General features: G+C 69.9%; 22 protein-coding genes and 1 tRNA gene. 14 read left to right on the top strand and 9 right to left on the bottom strand.

Translation table 11 applies throughout. The annotated features are described in order from the left end of the window. The first annotated feature begins 81 nt into the window (after positions 1–81). The 4 genes from sigM (at position 82) to trxA (ending at position 3,212) form a co-directional block, all read left to right on the top strand. The gene (gene sigM / locus CP968_RS16970) at positions 82–777 is read left to right on the top strand and encodes an RNA polymerase sigma factor SigM (protein ID WP_150518828.1); all 696 of its coding nucleotides are present in this window, start codon (positions 82–84) and stop codon (positions 775–777) included. Beyond that, positions 774–1,736 carry a zf-HC2 domain-containing protein gene (locus tag CP968_RS16965; protein WP_150518827.1) on the top strand — a complete coding sequence of 321 codons (963 nt, stop codon included), beginning with the start codon at positions 774–776 and terminating at the stop codon, positions 1,734–1,736. The genes sigM and CP968_RS16965 overlap by 4 nt, the downstream gene beginning before the upstream one ends. A 124-nt stretch (positions 1,737–1,860) precedes the next feature. Then, positions 1,861–2,820 carry a thioredoxin-disulfide reductase gene (gene trxB / locus CP968_RS16960; protein WP_150518826.1) on the top strand — a complete coding sequence of 320 codons (960 nt, stop codon included), beginning with the start codon at positions 1,861–1,863 and terminating at the stop codon, positions 2,818–2,820. Between the two features lie 50 nt (positions 2,821–2,870). Beyond that, positions 2,871–3,212 (top strand): thioredoxin, encoded by a 342-nt coding sequence (gene trxA, locus CP968_RS16955; protein WP_150518825.1) that lies wholly within the window; start codon positions 2,871–2,873, stop codon positions 3,210–3,212. Positions 3,213–3,278: 66 nt separating this feature from the next. Here the strand turns inward: trxA and CP968_RS16950 are convergent, their stop codons facing one another. From CP968_RS16950 to rpmH, 9 genes are all read right to left on the bottom strand, one after another. Further along, positions 3,279–3,896, bottom strand: coding sequence for a GNAT family N-acetyltransferase (locus CP968_RS16950; protein ID WP_150518824.1), 618 nt, complete (start codon positions 3,894–3,896; stop codon positions 3,279–3,281). 131 nt (positions 3,897–4,027) lie between these two features. After that, positions 4,028–5,122, bottom strand: coding sequence for a ParB/RepB/Spo0J family partition protein (locus tag CP968_RS16945; RefSeq protein WP_150518823.1), 1,095 nt, complete (start codon positions 5,120–5,122; stop codon positions 4,028–4,030). Next, the gene (locus CP968_RS16940) at positions 5,119–6,210 is read right to left on the bottom strand and encodes a ParA family protein (RefSeq protein ID WP_150518822.1); all 1,092 of its coding nucleotides are present in this window, start codon (positions 6,208–6,210) and stop codon (positions 5,119–5,121) included. Before CP968_RS16940 ends, CP968_RS16945 begins: the two co-directional genes overlap by 4 nt. A gap of 265 nt (positions 6,211–6,475) precedes the next feature. Continuing rightward, positions 6,476–7,216 carry a 16S rRNA (guanine(527)-N(7))-methyltransferase RsmG gene (gene rsmG, locus CP968_RS16935; RefSeq protein WP_150518821.1) on the bottom strand — a complete coding sequence of 247 codons (741 nt, stop codon included), beginning with the start codon at positions 7,214–7,216 and terminating at the stop codon, positions 6,476–6,478. Between the two features lie 106 nt (positions 7,217–7,322). Beyond that, the gene (locus CP968_RS16930) at positions 7,323–7,835 is read right to left on the bottom strand and encodes a Jag family protein (RefSeq protein ID WP_150518820.1); all 513 of its coding nucleotides are present in this window, start codon (positions 7,833–7,835) and stop codon (positions 7,323–7,325) included. 15 nt (positions 7,836–7,850) lie between these two features. Continuing rightward, positions 7,851–8,954 (bottom strand): membrane protein insertase YidC, encoded by a 1,104-nt coding sequence (gene yidC, locus CP968_RS16925; RefSeq protein ID WP_150518819.1) that lies wholly within the window; start codon positions 8,952–8,954, stop codon positions 7,851–7,853. A gap of 3 nt (positions 8,955–8,957) precedes the next feature. Further along, positions 8,958–9,239, bottom strand: a complete 282-nt coding sequence (gene yidD / locus CP968_RS16920; RefSeq protein WP_150518818.1) for a membrane protein insertion efficiency factor YidD — start codon at positions 9,237–9,239, stop codon at positions 8,958–8,960. Next, on the bottom strand, positions 9,236–9,610 hold the full coding sequence (gene rnpA / locus CP968_RS16915; RefSeq protein WP_150518817.1) for a ribonuclease P protein component: 375 nt from the start codon (positions 9,608–9,610) through the stop codon (positions 9,236–9,238). Before rnpA ends, yidD begins: the two co-directional genes overlap by 4 nt. Before the next feature lie 21 nt (positions 9,611–9,631). Beyond that, on the bottom strand, positions 9,632–9,769 hold the full coding sequence (gene rpmH / locus CP968_RS16910; RefSeq protein ID WP_008741645.1) for a 50S ribosomal protein L34: 138 nt from the start codon (positions 9,767–9,769) through the stop codon (positions 9,632–9,634). A gap of 357 nt (positions 9,770–10,126) precedes the next feature. Here rpmH and dnaA point away from each other — a divergent pair, with 357 nt between their 5' ends. The 10 genes from dnaA to CP968_RS34410 all read left to right on the top strand — a co-directional run bounded on the left by dnaA (position 10,127) and on the right by CP968_RS34410 (position 23,015). Continuing rightward, positions 10,127–11,902 (top strand): chromosomal replication initiator protein DnaA, encoded by a 1,776-nt coding sequence (gene dnaA / locus CP968_RS16905; protein WP_150518816.1) that lies wholly within the window; start codon positions 10,127–10,129, stop codon positions 11,900–11,902. Between the two features lie 865 nt (positions 11,903–12,767). Then, the gene (dnaN, locus tag CP968_RS16895) at positions 12,768–13,898 is read left to right on the top strand and encodes a DNA polymerase III subunit beta (RefSeq protein ID WP_150518815.1); all 1,131 of its coding nucleotides are present in this window, start codon (positions 12,768–12,770) and stop codon (positions 13,896–13,898) included. Positions 13,899–14,085: 187 nt separating this feature from the next. Then, entirely contained in the window at positions 14,086–14,961 is an 876-nt protein-coding gene (gnd, locus tag CP968_RS16890; RefSeq protein WP_150518814.1) for a phosphogluconate dehydrogenase (NAD(+)-dependent, decarboxylating), read from the top strand. Between the two features lie 53 nt (positions 14,962–15,014). After that, positions 15,015–16,151, top strand: coding sequence for a DNA replication/repair protein RecF (gene recF / locus CP968_RS16885; RefSeq protein ID WP_150518813.1), 1,137 nt, complete (start codon positions 15,015–15,017; stop codon positions 16,149–16,151). Beyond that, a complete protein-coding gene (locus CP968_RS16880) occupies positions 16,148–16,675 on the top strand; it encodes a DciA family protein (protein WP_150518812.1) in 528 nt (175 codons plus the stop codon). Before recF ends, CP968_RS16880 begins: the two co-directional genes overlap by 4 nt. A gap of 559 nt (positions 16,676–17,234) precedes the next feature. Beyond that, entirely contained in the window at positions 17,235–19,289 is a 2,055-nt protein-coding gene (gene gyrB / locus CP968_RS16875) for a DNA topoisomerase (ATP-hydrolyzing) subunit B (RefSeq protein ID WP_150518811.1), read from the top strand. A 40-nt stretch (positions 19,290–19,329) separates the two neighbouring features. Next, positions 19,330–21,942, top strand: a complete 2,613-nt coding sequence (gyrA, locus tag CP968_RS16870) for a DNA gyrase subunit A (RefSeq protein WP_150518810.1) — start codon at positions 19,330–19,332, stop codon at positions 21,940–21,942. An 87-nt stretch (positions 21,943–22,029) separates the two neighbouring features. Further along, a complete protein-coding gene (locus CP968_RS16865; RefSeq protein WP_189828905.1) occupies positions 22,030–22,578 on the top strand; it encodes a DUF3566 domain-containing protein in 549 nt (182 codons plus the stop codon). 83 nt (positions 22,579–22,661) lie between these two features. Next, positions 22,662–22,735, top strand: a tRNA-Ile gene (locus tag CP968_RS16860). A 145-nt stretch (positions 22,736–22,880) separates the two neighbouring features. Then, entirely contained in the window at positions 22,881–23,015 is a 135-nt protein-coding gene (locus CP968_RS34410; RefSeq protein WP_208809277.1) for a DLW-39 family protein, read from the top strand. Positions 23,016–23,141 lie beyond the last annotated feature (126 nt).

The raw sequence follows: 23,141 nt of genomic DNA, 5'->3' as shown, positions 1-23,141 counted from the left end.
GGCACCGGCGCACCACCGGTACGGCGGACCCTCGTGTTTCGCCTGCCCAGGCCGTAATCTCCCTCCGGGAGGCGAGGTGTGATGCACGACGCGAGGACCGGCGACGAGAGCGACGGGGATCTGCTCGCCCTCCACACCGGTGGGGACCCCGACGCCTTCGGCGAGCTGGTCCGGCGCCACCGGGACCGGCTGTGGGCCGTGGCCCTGCGGACCCTGGGGGACAGGGAGGAGGCGGCCGACGCCGTGCAGGACGCCCTCGTCTCCGCCTACCGGGCCGCACACACCTTCCGCGGGGAGTCGGCCGTCACCACCTGGCTGCACCGGATCACCGTCAACGCCTGCCTCGACCGCGCCCGCAAGGCCGCCTCCCGCAAGACCTCCCCCCTCGACGACACGGACCGTCTGGAACGGCTCCTGGAACCCCACGAGTCGGCCGAGGCCCCGGCCCAGCGGGAGGACCTGCACCGCCAGCTCCTGGCCGCCCTGCGCACCCTCCCGGCCGACCAGCGGGCCGCACTCGTCCTCGTCGACATGGAGGCGTACCCGGTGGCCGAGGCCGCCCGGATCCTCGACGTCCCCACCGGCACCGTGAAGAGCCGCTGCGCCCGGGGCCGGGCCAAACTCCTGCCGCTCCTCACTCATCTGCGCACCGGGGCCGGGGATAACGGCGGCGCGGAGCGGGGAAGGAACCGGACGCCGGGCCCGTCCGTCCCACCAGCGGCAGAACCCAGGCATCCAGACGCAGACACTGTGAAGGGCGGAGGTGGACGACCGTGAGCCCCACCACCGGCACGATCCGGCACCCGGACGTCTCGGAGATCTCCGACCTGACCGAAGGCCTCCTGTCCCCCTCCCGTGCGGCGGAGGTCCGCCACCACCTCGACACGTGCGCCCTGTGCGCGGACGTCCGCGCCTCCCTGGAAGAGATCCGCGCCCTGCTCGGCACCCCCCAGGGCGCGGTCCGGATGCCCGCCGACGTCGCCGGACGCATCGACGCGGCCCTCGCCGCCGAGGCCCTGCTCGACGCCACCCGACCCCGCTCCGGCTCTGCGGCCGAGCCCCGTACCCCGGTGGGGAACGCCGATGTTTCACGTGAAACATCGACCGTCCCGGCCGGCGCGACCGCCGTCCGGCGGCCCTCGGGTCACCCGGCCGGCCCAACCGGTCCCGGCCGCCGTCGCGCCCGGCGCCGGATCGCCGTCCTCACCGGCCTCGTCGCGGCCGGTGCCTGCGCCCTCGGGGTCTTCCTGTTCACCGACCTCTCCGGTCAGCCGGCCCACGACGCGGCCGCCCGCAAGGACGCGTCCAGCCCCGCGGCCCAGGCCCCCTCCGAGGACGGCGGCTACACCGCCCAGGGTCTGCGGGACAGCGTCCGGCAGCTGCTGGCCTCCGGTCCGGGCGCCCAGACGGTACCGGGGGAGCGGACGGCGCCGGGGGAGCAGGAGAACAACACCTTCGGCACCGAGAACACCACGCCCGGCCCGGGCCTGGCCCCGGGCGACGACCGCCGCGCCGTACCCGTCCCGGCGTGCGTGCGCCAGGGCACCGGACGCTCCGAGGCCCCTCTCGCCGCGGCGCCCGGGAGCTACCAGGGCGCGCCGGTCTACCTCCTGGTCCTCCCGCACCCGGGCGACGGCGCCCGGGTGGACGCGTACCTGGTCGACACGGCCTGCGCGTCGGTCGCCTCCGCCGAGCCGGGAAGAGTACTGCTCACGCAGACCTATCCGCGAAGCTGAACCGGTGGCCCCGCACGGCGAACGGACCGGGAATGCATGAGCCGTAGGATCGGTTGGGTGGGGTGAGAGTCCGCACCGGCCCCCGGTAGGCAACAGGCAGTCCGCAGAGACGAGGAAGAAACCCGTGAGCGACGTTCGAAACGTGATCATCATCGGCTCCGGGCCGGCCGGTTACACCGCCGCCCTGTACACCGCACGCGCTTCGCTCAAGCCCCTGGTCTTCGAGGGTGCGGTCACCGCCGGTGGCGCCCTGATGAACACCACCGAGGTGGAGAACTTCCCCGGCTTCCGCGACGGGATCATGGGACCGGACCTCATGGACAACATGCGCGGCCAGGCGGAGCGCTTCGGTGCCGAGCTGGTCCCGGACGACATCGTCTCCGTGGATCTCACGGGTGAGATCAAGACCGTCACCGACACCGCCGGCACCGTGCACCGCGCCAAGGCCGTCATCGTCACCACCGGCTCCCAGCACCGCAAGCTGGGCCTGCCCAACGAGGACGCCCTCTCGGGTCGCGGCGTCTCCTGGTGCGCCACCTGTGACGGGTTCTTCTTCAAGGACCACGACATCGCCGTCGTCGGCGGCGGCGACACCGCGATCGAGGAGGCCACCTTCCTCTCCCGGTTCGCCAAGTCCGTCACGATCGTCCACCGCCGCGACAGCCTGCGCGCCTCGAAGGCCATGCAGGACCGCGCCTTCGCCGACCCGAAGATCACGTTCGCCTGGGACAGCGAGGTCGCCGAGATCCACGGCGAGCAGAAGCTCTCCGGTCTGACCCTGCGCAACACCAAGACCGGCGAGACCTCCGAGCTGCCGGTGACCGGCCTGTTCATCGCCGTCGGCCACGACCCGCGCACCGAGCTCTTCAAGGACCAGCTGGACCTCGACGACGAGGGCTACCTCAAGGTCGAGGCGCCCTCCACCCGGACCAACGTGACCGGCGTGTTCGGCGCCGGCGACGTCGTGGACCACACCTACCGTCAGGCCATCACCGCCGCGGGCACCGGTTGCTCCGCCGCTCTCGACGCCGAGCGCTTCCTCGCGGCACTCGCGGACGCCGAGAAGGCCCACGCGTCGGTCTGACCCCCACACCACCCCGCACACCCCACACCCCGCAGGAGAAGGAGGCCGTTGTGGCCGGCACCCTGAAGAACGTGACCGACGCCGATTTCGACGCCGAGGTCCTCAACAGCGACAAGCCCGTCCTGGTGGACTTCTGGGCCGCCTGGTGCGGACCGTGCCGTCAGATCGCGCCGTCCCTCGAGGCCATCGCCGCCGAGTACGGCGACCAGATCGAGATCGTCAAGCTGAACATCGACGAGAACCCGGCGACGGCCGCCAAGTACGGCGTCATGTCCATCCCGACCCTGAACGTCTACCAGGGCGGCGAGGTCGCCAAGACCATCGTCGGTGCCAAGCCGAAGGCCGCCATCCTGCGTGACCTCGCCGACTTCGTCCAGGTCAAGGCCGTCTGACGGCGACGATGTTTCACGTGAAACGGGGCCGCTCCCGAAAGGGCGGCCCCGTTTCGCACGTCCGGGTCACAGCGGCCTGAGGGCCGGCTCCTTGCGCGCCCCGCCCAGCAGGCGGTCCAGCGCCAGTTCCACGTCTTCCTTCCACGACAGCGTCGAGCGCAGCTCCAGCCGCAGCCGCGGATGCACCGGATGCGGCCGTACCGTCTTGAAGCCCACCGCGAGCAGGTGGTCCGCCGGCAGCAGACAGGCCGGTCCCTCCCACCGGGCGTCCCCGAAGGCCTCGATCGCCCGGAACCCGCGCCGCAGCAGGTCCTTCGCCACCGTCTGGACCATCACCCGGCCCAGGCCCTGACCCTGGTACCCCGGCATGATCCAGGACGTGATCAGCTGCACGGCGTCGGGGGAGACGGGGCTCGTCGGGAATGCGGTGGCCCGCGGTACGTACGCGGGCGGCGCGTACAGGACGAAGCCCACCGGCACCTCGTCCACGTAGACCACGCGGCCGCACGATCCCCACTCCAGGAGGACGGCCGAGATCCACGCCTCCTTCTCCTGCTCCGCGGTACCGGCGTTCACGGACGCCTCACCGCTGACCGGATCGAGTTCCCAGAACACGCAGGACCGGCAACGCCGGGGAAGGTCACGGAGGTTGTCCAGCGTGAGCGGTACCAGCCGACGACCCATGACCGCATCGTATCCACCGGACCTCTCCATCCGACAGCACACAGGGCCCGAGCGGCCACGGCAAAGGGGGCGGCCCCTGCCGGTTCCCCGACACGGGCCGCCCCTCACGGGCCGCGGTCACCCGCCCGCGCTCACTCCCCGGACGGACCCTGTTCCAGCACGCGGCCCTCGCCCGGGGCCAGCGTTCCCAGGATCCGCTCCAGGTCCTCCATCGACGCGAACTCGACGGTGATCTTGCCCTTCTTCTGGCCCAGATCCACCTTCACCCGCGTATCGAACCGGTCCGACAGGCGCGTCGCCAGCTCGTTGAGCGCCGGAGCCACCCGGGCACCGGCCCGCGGACCCTTGGGCTTCACCGGGCTCGACGGATCCGAGGCCATCAGCGTCACGATCTCCTCGACCGCCCGCACGGAGAGCCCCTCGGCCACGATCCGGTGCGCCAGCCGGTCCTGCTCCTCGGAGTCGTCCACCGACAGCAGCGCACGGGCGTGCCCCGCCGACAGCACGCCCGCCGCCACCCGGCGCTGGACCGACGGCGACAGCTTCAGCAGCCGCAGCGTGTTGGACACCTGCGGCCGCGAACGCCCGATCCGGTCCGCCAGCTGGTCGTGCGTGCAGTTGAAGTCCTGGAGCAGCTGGTCGTAGGCCGCGGCCTCCTCCAGCGGGTTGAGCTGCGCCCGGTGCAGGTTCTCCAGCAGCGCGTCCAGCAGAAGCTTCTCGTCGTCCGTCGCCCGGATGATCGCCGGAATGGTCTCCAGCCCGGCTTCCCGGCAGGCCCGCCAGCGCCGCTCACCCATGATCAGCTCGTAGCGGCCGGGGGCCGCCTGGCGCACGACCACCGGCTGGAGCAGGCCCACCTCCTGGATGGAGGTCACGAGCTCGGCGAGGGCGTCCTCGTCGAACACCTCGCGGGGCTGCCGCGGGTTCGGGGTGATCGAGTCCATCGCGAGCTCCGCGAAGGTAGCCCCCGCCACTCCCTGCGGCTCCGGCGCCGCCGGCTCCGGCTCGCTCGCCGGCGCGGCCTCGGCGCGCGATGTTTCACGTGAAACATCGGCCTGGGCCAGCGCCGCGAACTTGGCCGCCGCCACCCCCCGCTCCGAGGTCAGCACCGGCACCGCCGAGGCGGACGCCGACCCGCCACCGATCACCGGCGGCGTCTTCTCCTGCGGGGCCGCGGGAATCAGCGCACCGAGCCCCCGCCCCAGACCCCTACGTCGCTCACTCATTGGATGATCCCCTCCGCCACGCTCTGCGTGCTCTTCGTGCCCGCGCCCAGATGGGCCTGCCGGGCGTCGTACTGCATGCCCACCCCGCGATACGCGATCTCCCGGGCCGCCTCCAGGTAGGAGAGCGAACCGCTGGAACCGGGGTCGTAGGTGAGGACCGTCTGGCCGTAGCTCGGCGCCTCGGAAATGCGCACCGATCGCGGGATGCTCGTGCGCAGCACCTCCTTGCCGAAGTGGCTGCGCACCTCCTCCGCCACCTGCGACGCCAGCCTGGTCCGGCCGTCGTACATGGTCAGCAGGATCGTCGACACGTGCAGCGCCGGGTTCAGGTGGGCCCGCACCAGGTCGACATTGCGCAGCAGCTGCCCCAGCCCCTCCAGCGCGTAGTACTCGCACTGGATGGGGATCAGCACCTCCGCGCCCGCCACCATGGCGTTCACGGTCAGCAGCCCGAGGGACGGCGGGCAGTCGATCAGGATGTAGTCGAGCGGCTGCTCGTAGGCCTGGATCGCCCGCTGGAGCCGGCTCTCACGGGCGACGAGCGAGACCAGCTCGATCTCGGCGCCCGCCAGGTCGATGGTGGCGGGAGCGCAGAACAGGCCCTCGACGTCCACCACCGGCTGGACGACCTCCAGCAGCGGCCGGCTGTCGACGAGCACGTCGTAGATCGACGGCACGTCCGCGTGGTGGTCGATGCCCAGTGCGGTGGAGGCGTTGCCCTGGGGGTCGAGGTCGATCACCAGGACCCGCGCCCCGTGCAGGGCCAGCGAGGCCGCCAGGTTGACGGTCGTGGTGGTCTTGCCCACCCCGCCCTTCTGGTTGGCGACCACCATGACCCGGGTCTGGTCCGGCCGCGGAAGACCCTCACCGGCGCGCCCCAGTGCCTCCACGGCCAGCTGGGCCGACCGGCCGATGGGGGTGTCGTTGTCTACCAGGGGCGGAGGCGATGTTTCACGTGAAACATCCTCGCCCGCCGCTTCAGAGCGGGGACCGGGGACCGGATCGGCCATCGGCCCCGCGAGGTTGGCGTCGGACCGCACGGTGTCACTCTCCTCGGCATCAGGCTCGCGATGAACAGAGCCTGCCATGTCACCGGGGTCGCGAACCAGCGGGGCCCGTACTCCTGTGGATGAATCCACCGTTGTGGACAACTCCGTCCCCCTCGCGTCCTTGGCGTGGCGGGGGGACGCGGCCGCACGACCGCGGCTGATGATTCCGTGCAGCAGAGAGCGACGTTTCACGTGAAACACGATGCCCGGACGGAGTCTCCGGGCCTCCACGACACTCCGGCATCCCTGCCCATAGGTCCCAACTCGGGCGAAATCTCCCCGCAGGTCCCGCGCGTCGCCGTGATCAGCGCCGCCGGCGCACGCGTCCCACCCGGGCCGCCTTGGCCCGCTTGGCCGCGAACCTCACCCCGCCGGGGCTCTCGCCGACCTCGACGCGGACCACCGTGGACAGCGGGTCCACGACGCCCTCGCCCACCTGGAGCACCGAGGTCTTCACGACGCCGAGCTTCGTCAGCGCGGCCTTGGCCGCCACCAGCTCCTCGTCGGCCGTGTCCCCCTTGAGCGCCAGCATCTCCCCGTACGGACGGAGCAGGGGCACGCCCCAGCCCGCCAACCGGTCCAGCGGGGCGACCGCGCGCGCCGTCACCACATGCACCGGCTGGAGCTTGCCGAGGACCTCCTCGGCCCGCCCGCGCACCACCGTGACGTGGTCCAGGCCGAGCAGCTCCACCACTTCCTGGAGGAAGGTCGTCCGCCGGAGCAGGGGTTCCAGCAGGGTGATCTTGAGGTCCCGGCGCACCAGGGCGAGCGGGATGCCGGGCAGGCCGGCACCCGAGCCCACGTCGCACACGGTGACGTTCCGGGGCACCACTTCCGACAGCACAGCGCAGTTCAGCAGATGCCGCTCCCACAGCCGCGGCACCTCGCGCGGCCCGATCAGGCCCCGCTTGACTCCCGCGTCCGCCAGCAGCTCCGCGTACCGCACAGCTTCCGGGAAAAACTCACCGAACACCGCGCGCGCCTCTTCAGGCGCCGGGGGAAGCTCAGCTGCCTCCGTCACGGGGACCGTCCTTCCGTACCGCATGGTTCTGAAGAACCACGTCTTCACGATGCTGCGTCGTTCACATGCCAGGCTGACAAACATCGGCCCCGCCTGCGACACAGACGGGGCCGACCACTCGTGCTGCCGATCAGGCCGGAAGCACTACGACGAAGCGCTGCGGCTCCTCGCCCTCGGACTCGCTCCGCAGACCAGCGGCCGCCACGGCGTCGTGGACGACCTTCCGCTCGAACGGCGTCATGGGCGCCAGCTTCAGGGGCTCGCCGGACGCCTTCACGTCCGCCGCCGCCTGGGCTCCCAGCGCGGCCAGCTCCTCGCGCTTCTTCGCCCGGAACCCGCCGATGTCCAGCATCAGCCGGCTGCGGTCCCCGGTCTCCCGGTGGACGGCGAGGCGGGTCAGTTCCTGCAGCGCTTCCAGGACCTCGCCGTCACGACCGACGAGCTTCTCCAGACCGCGGCCGGACGAGTCTCCGACGATCGACACCGCGGCACGATCGGCCTCGACGTCCATGTCGATGTCGCCGTCCAGGTCGGCGATGTCCAGCAGACCCTCGAGGTAGTCGGCCGCGATCTCGCCCTCCTGCTCAAGGCGGGTCAGGGTGTCGCCACCCTCGGCGGCAGCGGTGGTGGTGCCTTCCGTCACGGGAGGGGCTCCTTCTTACTTCTTGGGAGAGGGCTTGCTGGGCGTGTGACGCTGGGACTTCGACTGCCGCTTGGGCTGCTGCCGCTTGGCCGCACCACCGCTCGCCGCGTCCGCGTCCGCCGTGGCCTCGACGCTCTTGACCACAGAGCCGTCGGCCTGGGCGGCCAGACCCTGCTTCGTCAGGGCCGCGATGAACTTGCGCTCGTTGTCGTTGCGGTCCGGGCCCTTGGCCACGATCGCCGCGACGATCTTCTTCTTGCTCCGCCCCTTGACGTCACCGTGGGAGCCGACGTGCTTCAGCAGGCGGGTGAGGTACTGGTCCTGGGCCTTGCTGCCCGGCGTCGGGTTCTGGTTGATCACGTACATCTGCTGACCCATGGTCCACAGGTTGGTGGTCAGCCAGTAGACGAGGACACCGACGGGGAAGTTGATGCCCATGACGGCGAAGATCACCGGGAAGATGTACATCAGCATCTTCTGCTGCTGCATGAAGGGCGTCTTGACCGAGAGGTCCACGTTCTTCTGCATCAGCTGGCGCTGCGTGTAGAACTGCGACAGCGACATCAGGATGATCATGATGGCGGTGACGACGCGCACATCGGTGATCGAGGCGTTCAGGGAGGCGACCTTCTCGGCGCTGTCCGTGAACTTGGCCGCGAGCGGCGCCCCGAAGATGTGGGCCTGACGGGCGCTGGCCAGCAGCGGGCCGTCGATGTAGCCGATCTCCTTGCCGTTGGCGATGGCCGCGAGCACGTGGTAGAGCGCGAAGAAGAACGGGGACTGCGCCAGGATGGGGAGGCACGAGGAGAGCGGGTTGGTACCCGTCTCCTTGTACAGCTTCATCATCTCTTCGGACTGGCGCTGCTTGTCGTTCTTGTAGCGCTCCTGGATCGCCTTCATCTTCGGCTGGAGCGCCTGCATGCCCCGTGTCGCCTTGATCTGCTTCACGAAGAGCGGGATCAGGCAGATACGGATCAAGACCACCAGGGACACGATGGACAGGCCCCAGGCCCATCCACTGTCCGCGCCGAAGATCGCCCCGTACAGCGTGTGGAACTGGACGATGATCCACGACACGGGCGTGGTGATAAAGCTGAACAGACCTGCAATCGTGTCCACTAATCAGGCTCCTTGAGCATGGCGAGATCTACGCAACGCACTGCGCAGCTGCTCGTGCCAACGCGGGCGTTTCCGGGGTGGGACATGATCCACACCGCCCGGGGACCACGGATTGCACCGCAGAATCCGCCAGGCGGTCAGAACCGTCCCCTTCACCGCACCATGCCGGTCGATGGCCGCGTACCCGTAGCGCGAACACGACGGGTAGTAGCGGCACACCGGCCCGAGCAGCGGACTGATGGTCCACTGGTACAGCTTGATCAAAGCGAGCAGCGGGTACTTCATCGAGCCACGCCTCCCAGGAGCCGCGTCAGTGCGGCATCCAGGTCCCGGGCCAGTTCGTCGTGGCCGGCGTCGCCCGCTCCGGGCAACGCACGCACCACCACCAGGCTACCGGCGGGCAGCTGGGACAGCCGCTCGCGGACAAGATGGCGCAGACGGCGCTTCACCCGGTTACGGACGACGGCGTTGCCGACGGCCTTGCTGACGACGAAACCCGCACGCGTCGAGGGATCAGTCTCCCCCGACTCGTGCGGGTCCGTTGCACCGCTTGTACGTAGGTGGACGACGAGGAGCGGGCGACCAGCCCGACGACCTCGGCGTACCGCGCTCGCGAAGTCCTCGCGCCGCCTCAGCCGATGTTCGGGAGACAGCACGACGTCACGACCGGCTTGTGGTTACGCGGAAAGGGCGGCGCGGCCCTTGCCACGACGGTTCGCGAGGATCGCGCGACCGGCACGGGTACGCATCCGGAGACGGAAGCCGTGGGTCTTGGCACGACGGCGGTTGTTCGGCTGGAAGGTGCGCTTGCTCACTCGGGGGCTCCAGAGAATGAATCGTTGTGGCGGGACATCGCCTGGCTGTCACCGTGCGCCCACGAAGGAAATTCGCGTGTTCGCCCGAGTGGCACCGCTAAATGATCACTATCAGTGACCTTCGCCCATCGGTAGGCAGGCGGCAGCAGCCATCGACAACTCGACCTCGTTACGGTACGCGCGGCTACGCCATCCGGTCAAACCGAGCCTACGGTGCCCCACACTGTGCACAGGCTGTGGACAACGACTTGAACCGTACCCGCCGCCCTGACTACCGTTGTCTGATCCCGGATTTTTCGTCCCGACCGTCCCAAAGAACCACACATTCGTGGGACTCCCTGTGAGAGAGCGTGCTCTGTGGCTGACGTACCTGCCGATCTTGCCGCAGTGTGGCCAAGGGTGCTCGAAAAGCTCCTCGGGGAGGGACAGCCGGGTATCGAGCCCAAGGACAAGCAGTGGGTGGAGCGGTGCCAGCCCCTGGCACTGGTCGCCGACACCGCGCTGCTCGCCGTCCCCAACGAATGGGGCAAGCGCGTCCTCGAAGGCCGCCTCGCCCCGCTGATCAGCGACGCGCTGAGCCGCGAGTGCGGCCGTCCGATCCGGATCGCCATCACCGTGGACGACTCCGCCGGCGAGCCCGCGCCCGGCCCCTCCTCCGGCCAGCAGCGGGACGCGTACGAGCCGTACGGCGGCCAGCGCCCCGGCGGGGGTCCCGGCGACGACCAGCTGCCCACCGGCCGGCCCGCCTACCCGGACTACCAGCAGCAGCGCCCCGAGCCCGGCTCCTGGCCGCGCGGCGGGCAGCAGGACGACTACGGCTGGCAGCAGCCGCGCCTCGGCGGCTTCCCCGAGCGCGACCCCTACGCCTCCCCGCAGCCGGGCTACCTCCAGCAGTCCGAGCCCTCCGGCTACGACCAGGGCTCCTACGAGCAGCAGAAGTACGAGCAGTCTCCGTACGAGTCCCCGCCGTCGCGGTCCTCCCACCAGTACGAGCAGCAGCAGTCCCACCCGTACGACCAGCAGCCGGCGCAGCGCCAGGCGCCGGGCCGGCCCGCGGCGCCCGCGCCGTCCGGGGGTTCGGCGCCGGGCCCGCTGGAACCGACCGCCCGGCTGAACCCCAAGTACCTCTTCGACACCTTCGTCATCGGCGCCTCCAACCGCTTCGCGCACGCCGCGGCGGTCGCGGTGGCCGAGGCTCCCGCCAAGGCGTACAACCCCCTGTTCATCTACGGGGAGTCGGGCCTGGGCAAGACGCACCTGCTGCACGCGATCGGGCACTACGCGCGGAGCCTGTACCCCGGCACCCGGGTGCGGTACGTGAGCTCCGAGGAGTTCACCAACGAGTTCATCAACTCCATCCGCGACGGCAAGGGCGACGCCTTCCGCAAGCGGTACCGCGAGATGGACATCCTGCTCGTCGACGACATCCAGTTCCTCGCGAGCAAGGAGTCGACGCAGGAGGAGTTCTTCCACACCTTCAACACGCTCCACAACGCCAACAAGCAGATCGTGCTCTCCTCCGACCGGCCGCCCAAGCAGCTGGTCACCCTGGAGGACCGGCTCCGCAACCGCTTCGAGTGGGGCCTGATCACCGACGTCCAGCCGCCCGAGCTGGAGACCCGGATCGCGATCCTGCGCAAGAAGGCCGTCCAGGAGCAGCTCAACGCCCCTCCGGAGGTACTGGAGTTCATCGCCTCCCGCATCTCGCGCAACATCCGCGAGCTGGAGGGGGCGCTGATCCGGGTCACGGCCTTCGCGAGCCTGAACCGGCAGCCGGTCGACCTCGGCCTGACCGAGGACGTCCTGAAGAACCTGATCCCGGGCGGCGAGGACAGCGCGCCCGAGATCACCGCCTCCGACATCATGGCGGCCACCGCCGACTACTTCGGCCTGACCGTGGACGACCTGTGCGGGTCCTCGCGCAGCCGGGTCCTGGTCACCGCCCGGCAGATCGCCATGTACCTGTGCCGGGAGCTCACGGACCTCTCGCTGCCCAAGATCGGGGCCCAGTTCGGCGGCCGGGACCACACGACGGTCATGCACGCGGACCGCAAGATCCGCGCCCTGATGGCCGAGCGGCGCTCCATCTACAACCAGGTCACGGAGCTCACCAACCGCATCAAGAACGCCTGAGCCGGCTCGTCGGGAGCCGCTCCAGGGCCCCTTCACGCGTGTTCAGAGGGCGCTCCCGGGTCGTCACGGGGGCGCCCTTCGTCGTTCGCGCGCCTCTGACCTGTTCGAATACGCCCCCGCGGGAGCAAGTCATCCACAGATTCGCGGACTTTCTTCCGTCCACAGCCTGGGGACGCGTTCCGTCATCCACAATCTGTCCACAGGCGTACGGGGTGAGGGACCATCAGGGCAGTTCAGACCCCTGTGGAATTGTGCGCAAGCGTCATCCACAGGCTGTGGACAAAATATTCGTCCACAGCACCGTCCACGGCTCTGTCCACCGGCGACCCACAGGTTCTCGCATCCTGTGCACAGGATGCGGGGGCTTCTCCACACCGTTGTCCACTGTTCGGCAACGCGCCACCCCCGATCACCGCCCCGAGTGAAAGCGGTCACACGGATGTAGACGTTTGGCTTGTGGAGTAGTGGGGAAAAGCTGGGGACACACCTGTGGAGTAGTGGGGCCTTCCTGGGGACGGGCTGTGCAGAACTTTTCGTTCTCCACAGGAGCACCGGGTTGTCCACGGGTGCCACCCACAGGGCCGGTGGATAAAAAACGCGTGCTGACCTGGGAAAACGGGGTTATCCACTGTATCCACAGCCCCTACTACTACTCCCATACAGAGTCAGGCCGGATTCGGTTTTCAAGCAGGCCCTGTGCACAACTCGTCGGTGGACCGTCCCGACTCCCCGCTCCCGACTTGACCGCCGGCCGCAGCGGCTGTCGGCGCCGTACGTCAGACTGGTCCCCGGCATCGGTCGAGGCATCGACGAGCCGACGACGAAGGCCGGCAAGACGAGCGAGCAACAGCAGGAGGCGGTTCCGGTGAAGATCCGGGTGGAGCGCGACGTACTCGCGGAGGCGGTGGCCTGGACGGCCCGCAGCCTCCCGGCCCGGCCGCCGGTGCCCGTTCTCGCGGGCCTTCTGCTGAAGGCCGAGGAGGGCAAGCTGAGCCTGTCCGGCTTCGACTACGAGGTCTCGGCGCGGGTCTCCGTCGAGGCGGACGTGGAGGAGGACGGCACGGTCCTGGTCTCCGGACGGCTGCTCGCCGACATCTGCCGCGCCCTCCCCAACCGGCCGGTGGAGATTTCCACAGACGGTGTACGGGCGACCGTGGTCTGCGGATCCTCCCGGTTCACCCTCCACACCCTGCCCGTGGAGGAGTACCCGGCGCTGCCGCAGATGCCGACCGCGACCGGCACCGTGCCCGGCGAGGTCTTCGCCTCGGCCGCCGCGCAGGTCGCCATCGCAGCGGGCCGCGACGACACGCTGCCCGTGCTGACCGGCGTCCGCATCGAGATCGAGGGCGACCGCGTCACCCTGGCCTCCACCGACCGCTACCGCTTCGCGGTCCGCGAGTTCCTGTGGAAGCCCGAGGACCCGGAGGCCTCCGCCGTCGCGCTGGTGCCGGCGAAGACCCTCCTCGACACCGCCAAGTCGCTGACCAGCGGTGACACCGTCACCCTGGCGCTCTCCGGCTCCGGCCAGGGCGAGGGCCTGATCGGCTTCGAGGGCGCCGGGCGCCGCACCACCACCCGCCTCCTGGAAGGCGACCTGCCGAAGTACCGCACGCTCTTCCCGACCGAGTTCAACTCCGTCGCCGTGATCGAGACCGCCCCGTTCGTCGAGGCCGTCAAGCGCGTGGCCCTGGTCGCCGAGCGCAACACCCCGGTGCGGCTGAGCTTCGAGCAGGGCGTGCTGATCCTCGAAGCCGGTTCCAGCGACGACGCACAGGCTGTGGAGCGCGTCGACGCGAAGCTGGAGGGCGACGACATCTCCATCGCCTTCAACCCGACCTTCCTGCTGGACGGCCTGAGCGCGATCGACTCCCCCGCCGCCCAGCTGAGCTTCACCACCTCGACCAAGCCGGCCCTGCTCAGCGGCCGCCCCGCCGTCGACGCCGAGGCCGACGAGGCGTACAAGTACCTGATCATGCCGGTGCGCCTCTCCGGCTGACGCCCGCGGCGCCGACGGCCCGGGACCCGCTCCGCCCCCCGGCGGCCGGGTCCCGGGACCGCACGGCGCGGCCCCCGCGCCCCGTTGAGCCGGGCGGGCCGCCCCGGCGTAGGCTCGGGGCCTGGGGTGTCTCCGGGAAGCAGGGGACCCCCGGCACAGACGGCCACAACGCTTAAGGAACCACCTGATGGAGCTTGGTCTCGTCGGTCTCGGCAAGATGGGCGGCAACATGCGCGAGCGCATTCGCCGCGCAGGCCACACCGTCATCGGATACGACCGCAACCCGGACCTCGCCGATGTCCACAGCCTCCGGGAGCTCGTGGACAGCCTGCAGGCCCCCCGCGTGGTGTGGGTGATGGTCCCGGCGGGCGCGGCCACCCAGTCCACCGTCGACGAGCTCGGCGAGCTCCTCTCGCCCGGCGACGTCGTGGTCGACGGCGGGAACTCGCGCTGGACCGACGACGAGAAGCACGCCGACGAGCTGGCCGCCAAGGGCATCGGTTTCGTCGACTGCGGCGTCTCCGGCGGCGTCTGGGGCCTGGCGAACGGCTATGCCCTGATGTACGGCGGCTCCGCCGAGGACGTGGCCCGGGTCCAGCCGGTCTTCGACGCCCTCAAGCCCGAAGGCGACTTCGGCTCCGTGCACGCCGGCAAGGTCGGCGCGGGCCACTTCGCGAAGATGGTCCACAACGGCATCGAGTACGCCATGATGCAGGCCTATGCCGAGGGCTGGGAGCTGCTGGAGAAGGTGGACTCGGTCACCGACGTCCGCGAGGTCTTCCGCTCCTGGCAGGAAGGCACCGTCATCCGGTCCTGGCTGCTGGACCTGGCCGTGAACGCCCTCGACGAGGACGAGCACCTGGAGCGGCTGCGCGGCTTCGCGCAGGACTCGGGCGAGGGCCGCTGGACGGTGGAGGCGGCGATCGACAACGCCGTGCCGCTGCCCGCGATCACCGCCTCGCTCTTCGCGCGGTTCGCCTCGCGCCAGGACGACTCCCCGCAGATGAAGATGATCGCCGCGCTGCGCAACCAGTTCGGCGGCCACGCGGTCGAGAAGAACTAGCAGCTCACCGCAGTAACAGCAGGAGCAGGAAGCCGGGGGAGGTCGGCGCCGTCATGCATGTCTCGCATCTCTCGTTGGCCGACTTCCGCTCGTACGCCCGGGCCGAGGTTCCCCTCGACCCGGGCGTCACCGCTTTCGTGGGCCCCAACGGCCAGGGCAAGACGAACCTCGTCGAGGCGATCGGCTACCTGGCCACGCTCGGCAGCCACCGGGTCTCCTCCGACGCCCCGCTCGTCCGGATGGGGGCGGAGCGGGCGATCGTCCGCGCGTCGGTCACCCAGGGCGAGCGCCGGCAGCTGGTCGAGCTGGAGCTGAACCCCGGCCGGGCGAACCGGGCCCGGATCAACCGCTCCTCGCAGGTCCGGCCGCGGGACGTGCTGGGCATCGTACGCACGGTGCTGTTCGCGCCGGAGGACCTCGCGCTCGTCAAGGGCGACCCCGGGGAACGCCGCCGCTTCCTCGACGAACTGGTCACCGCGCGCTCGCCGCGGATGGCGGCGGTCCGCTCCGACTACGAGCGGGTGCTCAAGCAGCGCAACACCCTGCTGAAGTCCGCGGCCCTGGCCCGCCGGCACGGCGGGCGCACCATGGACCTGTCCACCCTCGACGTGTGGGACCAGCACCTCGCCCGCGTGGGCGCCGAGCTGCTGGCCCAGCGCCTCGACCTGATCGCGACGCTGCTGCCGCTGGCGGACAAGGCGTACGAGCAGCTCGCACCCGGCGGCGGCCCGCTGGGCCTCGCGTACCGCTCCTCGGCGGGCGAAGGGGTGGACGACGGGACGGCCCGCACCCGGGAGGCGCTCTACGAGGTGCTGCTCGCGGCCCTGGCGGACGTGCGCAAGCAGGAGATCGAACGGGGCGTGACGCTGGTCGGACCGCACCGCGACGACCTGCTGCTGCGGCTGGGGGAGCTGCCGGCGAAGGGGTACGCGAGCCACGGCGAGTCGTGGTCGTACGCGCTGGCCCTGCGGCTGGCCTCCTACGAGCTGCTGCGCTCGGAGGGCAGCGAGCCGGTGCTGATCCTGGACGACGTCTTCGCGGAGCTGGACGTGCGCAGGCGCGAGCGGCTGGCGGAGCTGGTGGCGCCGGGCGAGCAGGTGCTGGTGACGGCGGCCGTGGACGACGACGTCCCGGGAGCGCTGGTGGGAGCGCGGTTCGGGGTGTCCGGCGGTGAGGTGACCCGGCTGTGAACGACCAGGGCGATCAAGCGCGCAAGGCACCGGAGCCCTCCGGCGTGGACCTGGCGCGGCAGGCACTGGCGGCGGCGCGGGAGCAGGCCCGGGCCCGGGGCAACGCCGCGGGCGGCCGCAGGCGGCAGCAGCACCCGGGGCTGCGCTCGGGCGCGCGTGCGGACGGGCGCGACCCGATGCCGCTGATGGCGGCGCTGGACCGGCTGCGGACGGAACGCGGCTGGGAGATGCCGATGGCGGTGGCGGGCGTGATGGAGCGCTGGCCGGAGATCGTCGGCCCGGAGATCGCCGCGCACTGCGAACCGGAGCGCTACGAGGACCGTGAACTGGTCGTGCGGTGCGATTCCTCGGCGTGGGCGGCGCAGCTGAAGCTGCTGGCCCCGCAGCTGGTCGCGCGGCTGAACGCGGACCTGGGGCAGGGGACGGTACGGATGATCAAGGTGCGGGGGCCCGGCGGGCGGCCGCGGGGGTACGGGCCGTGGCGTGCGCCGGGGAGTACCGGGCCGGGGGACACGTACGGCTGATCCGGGGTGCGGGTCCACTGCCGGTCCGCTGCGCGGTGCCGGGTGCGGTGGTCGTCGTGGTCGCCGCGGCCGGGATCCCGGTGCGGGTGCGGTGGGGTGAGCCCGGCTCCGCCGGGACCCGGGGCTCACACGCCGGCGGGGCTGGAGCGGACCGGGCTTCAAGCTCCGGCGGGGCTGGAGCGGACCGGGCTTCAAGCTCCGGCGGGGCTGGAGTGGACCGGGCTTCGAACGCCGGCGGGGCTGGCGTGGCGGGGCCGTCGGCCGGGCGTCGGTGGGGGTCGGTCGGGTGGTGTCGGGTGGTGTCCCTCACGGTAGTCGGAGGTTGACAGGTCGAAGCTCTGGGTGCCCGTGTGAGCCTCTTTGAGCCCCTTCCCGTATATGGGGAGTCGGACAGAAGGGGTTCAGGGCGGCACATGCGTACTCAGGTACCGGCAAACCCCCATTCATGTCCGTGGTACCGGTAGACTGGAGCCAATCCCGCCCGCTTGCGGGATCGCTGACAAACGCAGATCGACGCAGCCGCTCCCGCTCGCATGCCTGCTGGCCCGGAGTACGGCCTGTGCTGTGCCAGAAAGGGCGCTTCGTGGCCGATTCCGGCAACCCCAACGACAACCAGTCCACAGCCGGCGACAACGGTGACCCCGTCGAGTACACCGGCAATCAGATCCAGGTCCTCGAGGGCCTGGACGCGGTCCGCAAGCGGCCCGGCATGTACATCGGCTCCACCGGTGAGCGCGGTCTGCACCACCTCGTGTACGAGGTCGTCGACAACTCGGTCGACGAGGCGCTGGCCGGGCACGCGGACACCATCGACGTGACGATCCTCGCCGACGGCGGGGTCAAGGTCGTCGACAACGGCCGCGGCATCCCGGTCGACATCGTGCCGTCCGAGGGCAAGCCGGCCGTGGAGGTCGTGCTGACGGTCCTCCACGCGGGCGGCAAGTTCGGCGGGGGCGGCTACGCCGTCTCCGGCGGTCTGCACGGCGTCGGCGTCTCCGTCGTGAACGCCCTGTCGACCAAGGTCGCGGTCGAGGTCCGGCGCGACGGCTACCGCTGGACCCAGGACTACAAGCTCGGTGCGCCGACGGCTGCCCTCCAGCAGAACGAGGAGACGGCCGCGACCGGCACCTCGGTCACGTTCTGGGCCGACCCGGACATCTTCGAGACGACCGAGTACTCGTTCGAGACCCTTTCGCGCCGTTTCCAGGAGATGGCCTTCCTCAACAAGGGCCTGACGCTCTCGCTGACGGACGAGCGCGAGTCGGCGAAGGCCACGGTGGGCGCGGACTCGGCCGAAGAGGCCGACGACGACAAGGCGCGCACGGTCACGTACTACTACGAGGGCGGCATCGTCGACTTCGTGAAGTACCTGAACTCGCGCAAGGGCGAGATGATCCACCCGACCGTCATCGACGTCGAGGCCGAGGACAAGGAGCGCATGCTCTCGGTCGAGATCGCGATGCAGTGGAACTCGCAGTACACGGAGGGGGTCTACTCCTTCGCGAACACGATCCACACGCACGAGGGCGGTACGCACGAGGAGGGCTTCCGTGCGGCGCTGACCGGTCTGGTGAACCGCTACGCGCGCGACAAGAAGCTGCTGCGCGAGAAGGACGACAACCTCGCCGGCGAGGACATCCGCGAGGGTCTGACGGCGATCATCTCGGTCAAGCTGGGCGAGCCCCAGTTCGAGGGCCAGACCAAGACCAAGCTGGGCAACACGGAGGCCAAGACCTTCGTGCAGAAGGTCGTGCACGAGCACCTGAACGACTGGTTCGACCGCAACCCGGTCGAGGCCGCGGACATCATCCGCAAGTCGATCCAGGCGGCCACCGCGCGCGTCGCCGCCCGCAAGGCCCGCGACCTGACCCGCCGCAAGGGCCTGCTGGAGAGCGCCTCGCTGCCGGGCAAGCTGTCCGACTGCCAGTCGAACGACCCGACCAAGTGCGAGATCTTCATCGTCGAGGGCGACTCGGCCGGCGGCTCGGCCAAGTCCGGCCGCAACCCGATGTACCAGGCCATCCTGCCCATCCGCGGCAAGATCCTGAACGTCGAGAAGGCCCGGATCGACAAGATCCTGCAGAACACCGAGGTCCAGGCGCTGATCAGCGCCTTCGGCACGGGCGTGCACGAGGACTTCGACATCGAGAAGCTCCGCTATCACAAGATCATCCTGATGGCGGACGCCGACGTCGACGGCCAGCACATCAACACCCTGCTGCTGACCTTCCTCTTCCGCTTCATGCGGCCGCTGGTCGAGGCCGGGCACGTGTACCTCTCCCGTCCGCCGCTCTACAAGATCAAGTGGGGCCGGGACGACTTCGAGTACGCGTACTCCGACCGCGAGCGCGACGCCCTGGTGGAGCTCGGCAAGCAGAACGGCAAGCGGATCAGGGAAGACTCGATCCAGCGCTTCAAGGGTCTGGGCGAGATGAACGCCGAGGAACTGCGCATCACCACCATGGACGTGGACCACCGCGTGCTCGGCCAGGTCACCCTGGACGACGCGGCGCAGGCCGACGACCTGTTCTCGGTGCTCATGGGCGAGGACGTCGAAGCCCGGCGCTCCTTCATCCAGCGCAACGCCAAGGACGTTCGCTTCCTCGACATCTGAGTCGGCTCAGCTGACCGCCTGAAAGGACCTCTGACCAGCAATGGCCGACGAAACCACCCCCACCGCCGAGAATCCCGCGGAGGAGCAGCCCGTGCTGCGGATCGAGCCCGTCGGGCTTGAGACGGAGATGCAGCGCTCCTACCTCGACTACGCGATGTCCGTCATCGTCTCCCGCGCCCTGCCCGACGTGCGGGACGGCCTCAAGCCGGTCCACCGCCGCGTGCTGTACGCGATGTACGACGGCGGCTACCGGCCCGAGAAGGGCTTCTACAAGTGCGCCCGCGTCGTCGGCGACGTCATGGGCACCTACCACCCGCACGGCGACTCCTCGATCTACGACGCCCTGGTCCGCCTGGCCCAGCCGTGGTCGCTGCGCATGCCGCTGGTGGACAGCAACGGCAACTTCGGCTCCCCGGGCAACGACCCGGCCGCCGCGATGCGCTACACCGAGTGCAAGCTGATGCCGCTGGCCATGGAGATGCTCCGGGACATCGACGAGGAGACCGTCGACTTCACGGACAACTACGACGGCCGCAACCAGGAGCCCACGGTCCTGCCGGCGCGCTTCCCGAACCTGCTGGTCAACGGCAGCGCCGGCATCGCGGTCGGCATGGCCACCAACATCCCGCCGCACAACCTGCGCGAGGTCGCGTCCGGCGCCCAGTGGGCGCTGGAGCACCCGGAGGCCTCGCACGAGGAGCTCCAGGACGCCCTGATCGAGCGGATCAAGGGCCCGGACTTCCCCTCGGGCGCCCTGGTCGTGGGACGCAAGGGCATCGAGGAGGCGTACCGGACCGGGCGCGGCTCCATCACGATGCGCGCGGTGGTCGAGGTCGAGGAGATCCAGAACCGCCAGTGCCTGGTGGTCACGGAGCTGCCGTACCAGACCAACCCCGACAACCTGGCGCAGAAGATCGCCGACCTGGTGAAGGACGGCAGGGTCGGCGGGATCGCCGACGTCCGCGACGAGACCTCCTCGCGGACCGGCCAGCGCCTGGTGATCGTGCTCAAGCGCGACGCCGTCGCCAAGGTCGTGCTGAACAACCTGTACAAGCACACGGACCTCCAGACGAACTTCGGCGCGAACATGCTGGCGCTGGTGGACGGCGTGCCGCGCACGCTGTCGATCGACGCGTTCATCCGGCACTGGGTGCAGCACCAGATCGAGGTCATCGTCCGGCGCACCAAGTTCCGCCTGCGCAAGGCGGAGGAGCGCGCGCACATCCTGCGCGGCCTGCTCAAGGCGCTGGACGCGATCGACGAGGTCATCGCGCTGATCCGGCGCAGCAACACGGTCGAGATCGCCCGCGAGGGCCTGATGGGCCTGCTGTCGATCGACGAGATCCAGGCGAACGCGATCCTGGAGATGCAGCTGCGCCGCCTGGCGGCCCTGGAGCGGCAGAAGATCGTCGCCGAGCACGACGAGCTCCAGGCCAAGATCAACGAGTACAACGCGATCCTGGCCTCGGAAGAGCGCCAGCGCACCATCGTCAGCGACGAACTGGCCGCGATCGTCGAGAAGTTCGGCGACGACCGGCGTTCCAAGCTGGTGCCCTTCGACGGCGACATGTCCATGGAGGACCTGATCGCCGAAGAGGACATCGTCGTCACGATCACCCACGGCGGTTACGTCAAGCGCACCAAGACCGAGGACTACCGGTCGCAGAAGCGCGGCGGCAAGGGCGTGCGGGGCACGAAGCTGAAGCAGGACGACCTGGTCGACCACTTCTTCGTCTCCACCACGCACCACTGGCTGCTGTTCTTCACGAACAAGGGCCGGGTCTACCGTTCGAAGGCGTACGAGCTGCCGGACGCCGGCCGCGACGCCCGCGGCCAGCACGTGGCGAACCTGCTGGCCTTCCAGCCGGACGAGAAGATCGCCCAGATCCTCGCGATCCGCGACTACGAGGCGGCGCCGTACCTGATCCTGGCCACCAAGGGCGGCCTGGTGAAGAAGACGGCGCTGAAGGACTACGACTCGCCCCGTTCGGGTGGTGTCATCGCCATCAACCTCCGCGAGACGGAGGCCGGCGGCGACGACGAGCTGATCGGCGCCGAGCTGGTGTCCGCCGAGGACGACCTGCTGCTGATCAGCAAGAAGGCGCAGTCGATCCGCTTCACGGCGACCGACGACGCACTGCGCCCGATGGGCCGCGCGACCTCGGGCGTGAAGGGCATGAGCTTCCGCGAGGGCGACGAGCTGCTCTCGATGAGCGTGGTCCGGCCCGGTACGTTCGTCTTCACCGCGACCGACGGCGGCTACGCCAAGCGGACGCCGGTCGACGAGTACCGCGTGCAGGGGCGTGGCGGTCTGGGCATCAAGGCCGCGAAGATCGTGGAGGACCGCGGGTCGCTCGTGGGAGCGCTCGTTGTGGACGAAACGGACGAAATCCTTGCCATCACGCTCGGCGGTGGTGTGATTCGTACGCGCGTCAACGAAGTCAGGGAGACCGGCCGTGACACCATGGGCGTCCAGCTGATCAACCTGGGCAAGCGCGATGCCGTGGTGGGCATCGCTCGGAACGCCGAGGCCGGTCAGGAAGCTGACGAGGTCGACGAGATCGAGACAGAGATCGGGACCGAGGCGGCCGACGGACAGGCCGCCGAGGCCGCCGAGGGCACGCAGCCCTCGGCCGGGGAGCACGAGGAGTAAGTCGTGAGTGGAGCCACGGGCGCCGGACCGGCCAAGACTGGAGCGAACGGTGCCCGTGGCCCTGCCGCGGACTCCCAGGGGGGAACCGTGACGGACACCCGAGGACCGCAGCCGGGCGGCGGAGCCGCCACCGGCCAGGAACGGGTCGCACAGCCGTACCAGCCGCCGCAGGCCTACGCGGCGCCCCCGGGCCCGGGGGCGCCGCGGGGCGGCGGCGGGCCGGCCGCACAGCGCGCCCCGCGCACGGGGGCGCGTACGACGCCCAGGACGCGCAAGGCGCGGCTGCGGGTGGCCAAGGCCGACCCGTGGTCGGTGATGAAGGTCAGCTTCCTGCTGTCGATCGCGCTGGGCATCTGCACGATCGTCGCCGCGGTGGTGCTGTGGATGGTGATGGACGCCATGGGCGTCTTCTCGACCGTCGGCGGCACGATCAGCGAGGCGACCGGCTCGAACGAGAGCAACGGGTTCGACCTCCAGTCGTTCCTGTCGCTGCCGCGCGTGCTGGTCTTCTCCTCGGTGATCGCCACCATCAACGTGGTGCTGGCGACCGCGCTCGCCACGCTCGGCTCGTTCATCTACAACCTGTCGGCGGGCTTCGTCGGCGGTGTCGAGCTGACGCTCGCCGAGGACGAGTGACCTGCGGCTACGCCCGCGGTTAACCGATTTTGGACCTCCCGGGTCTGTGCGCTAACCTTCAGGAGTCAGCGCGCAGCGCGGATGGGGCTATAGCTCAGTTGGTTAGAGCGCATCCCTGATAAGGATGAGGCCACAGGTTCAAATCCTGTTAGCCCCACAGTGTCGAAGACCCCCGGGCCCCAGGCCCGGGGGTCTTCTGCGTAGGGCCGGTTGGCGGGTTGCCAGGTCACCGATCGGTATCGGTCGGTGTGTATTGTTGGGCGCCAGAAGTCCCCTACGTCAACGAAAGACGAGGTCGCGCGGTGAAGAAGCTGCTCCTGGTCGCACTGGCCGCCATCGGCGGGCTCCTCGTGTACCGCCAGATCCAGGCGGACCGCGCCGAGCAGGACCTGTGGACGGAGGCAACTGACTCCGTGCCCTCTGGTTCCGGTGTGTGAGACCCACGGTTGATCCCCACGAAGCCCCGGCTGCCGCTGCCGCCGGGGCTTCGTGCTGCTCTGTGACGAAAAGTTCTGGTACGCAAAGATTTTGCTTGCGCTGGCAAATTCGGGGTGGACGCGATG

It is taken from the genome of Streptomyces subrutilus (assembly GCF_008704535.1).
Lineage (GTDB): Bacteria > Actinomycetota > Actinomycetes > Streptomycetales > Streptomycetaceae > Streptomyces > Streptomyces subrutilus.
This window is presented reverse-complemented; position numbering and strand designations above follow the sequence as displayed.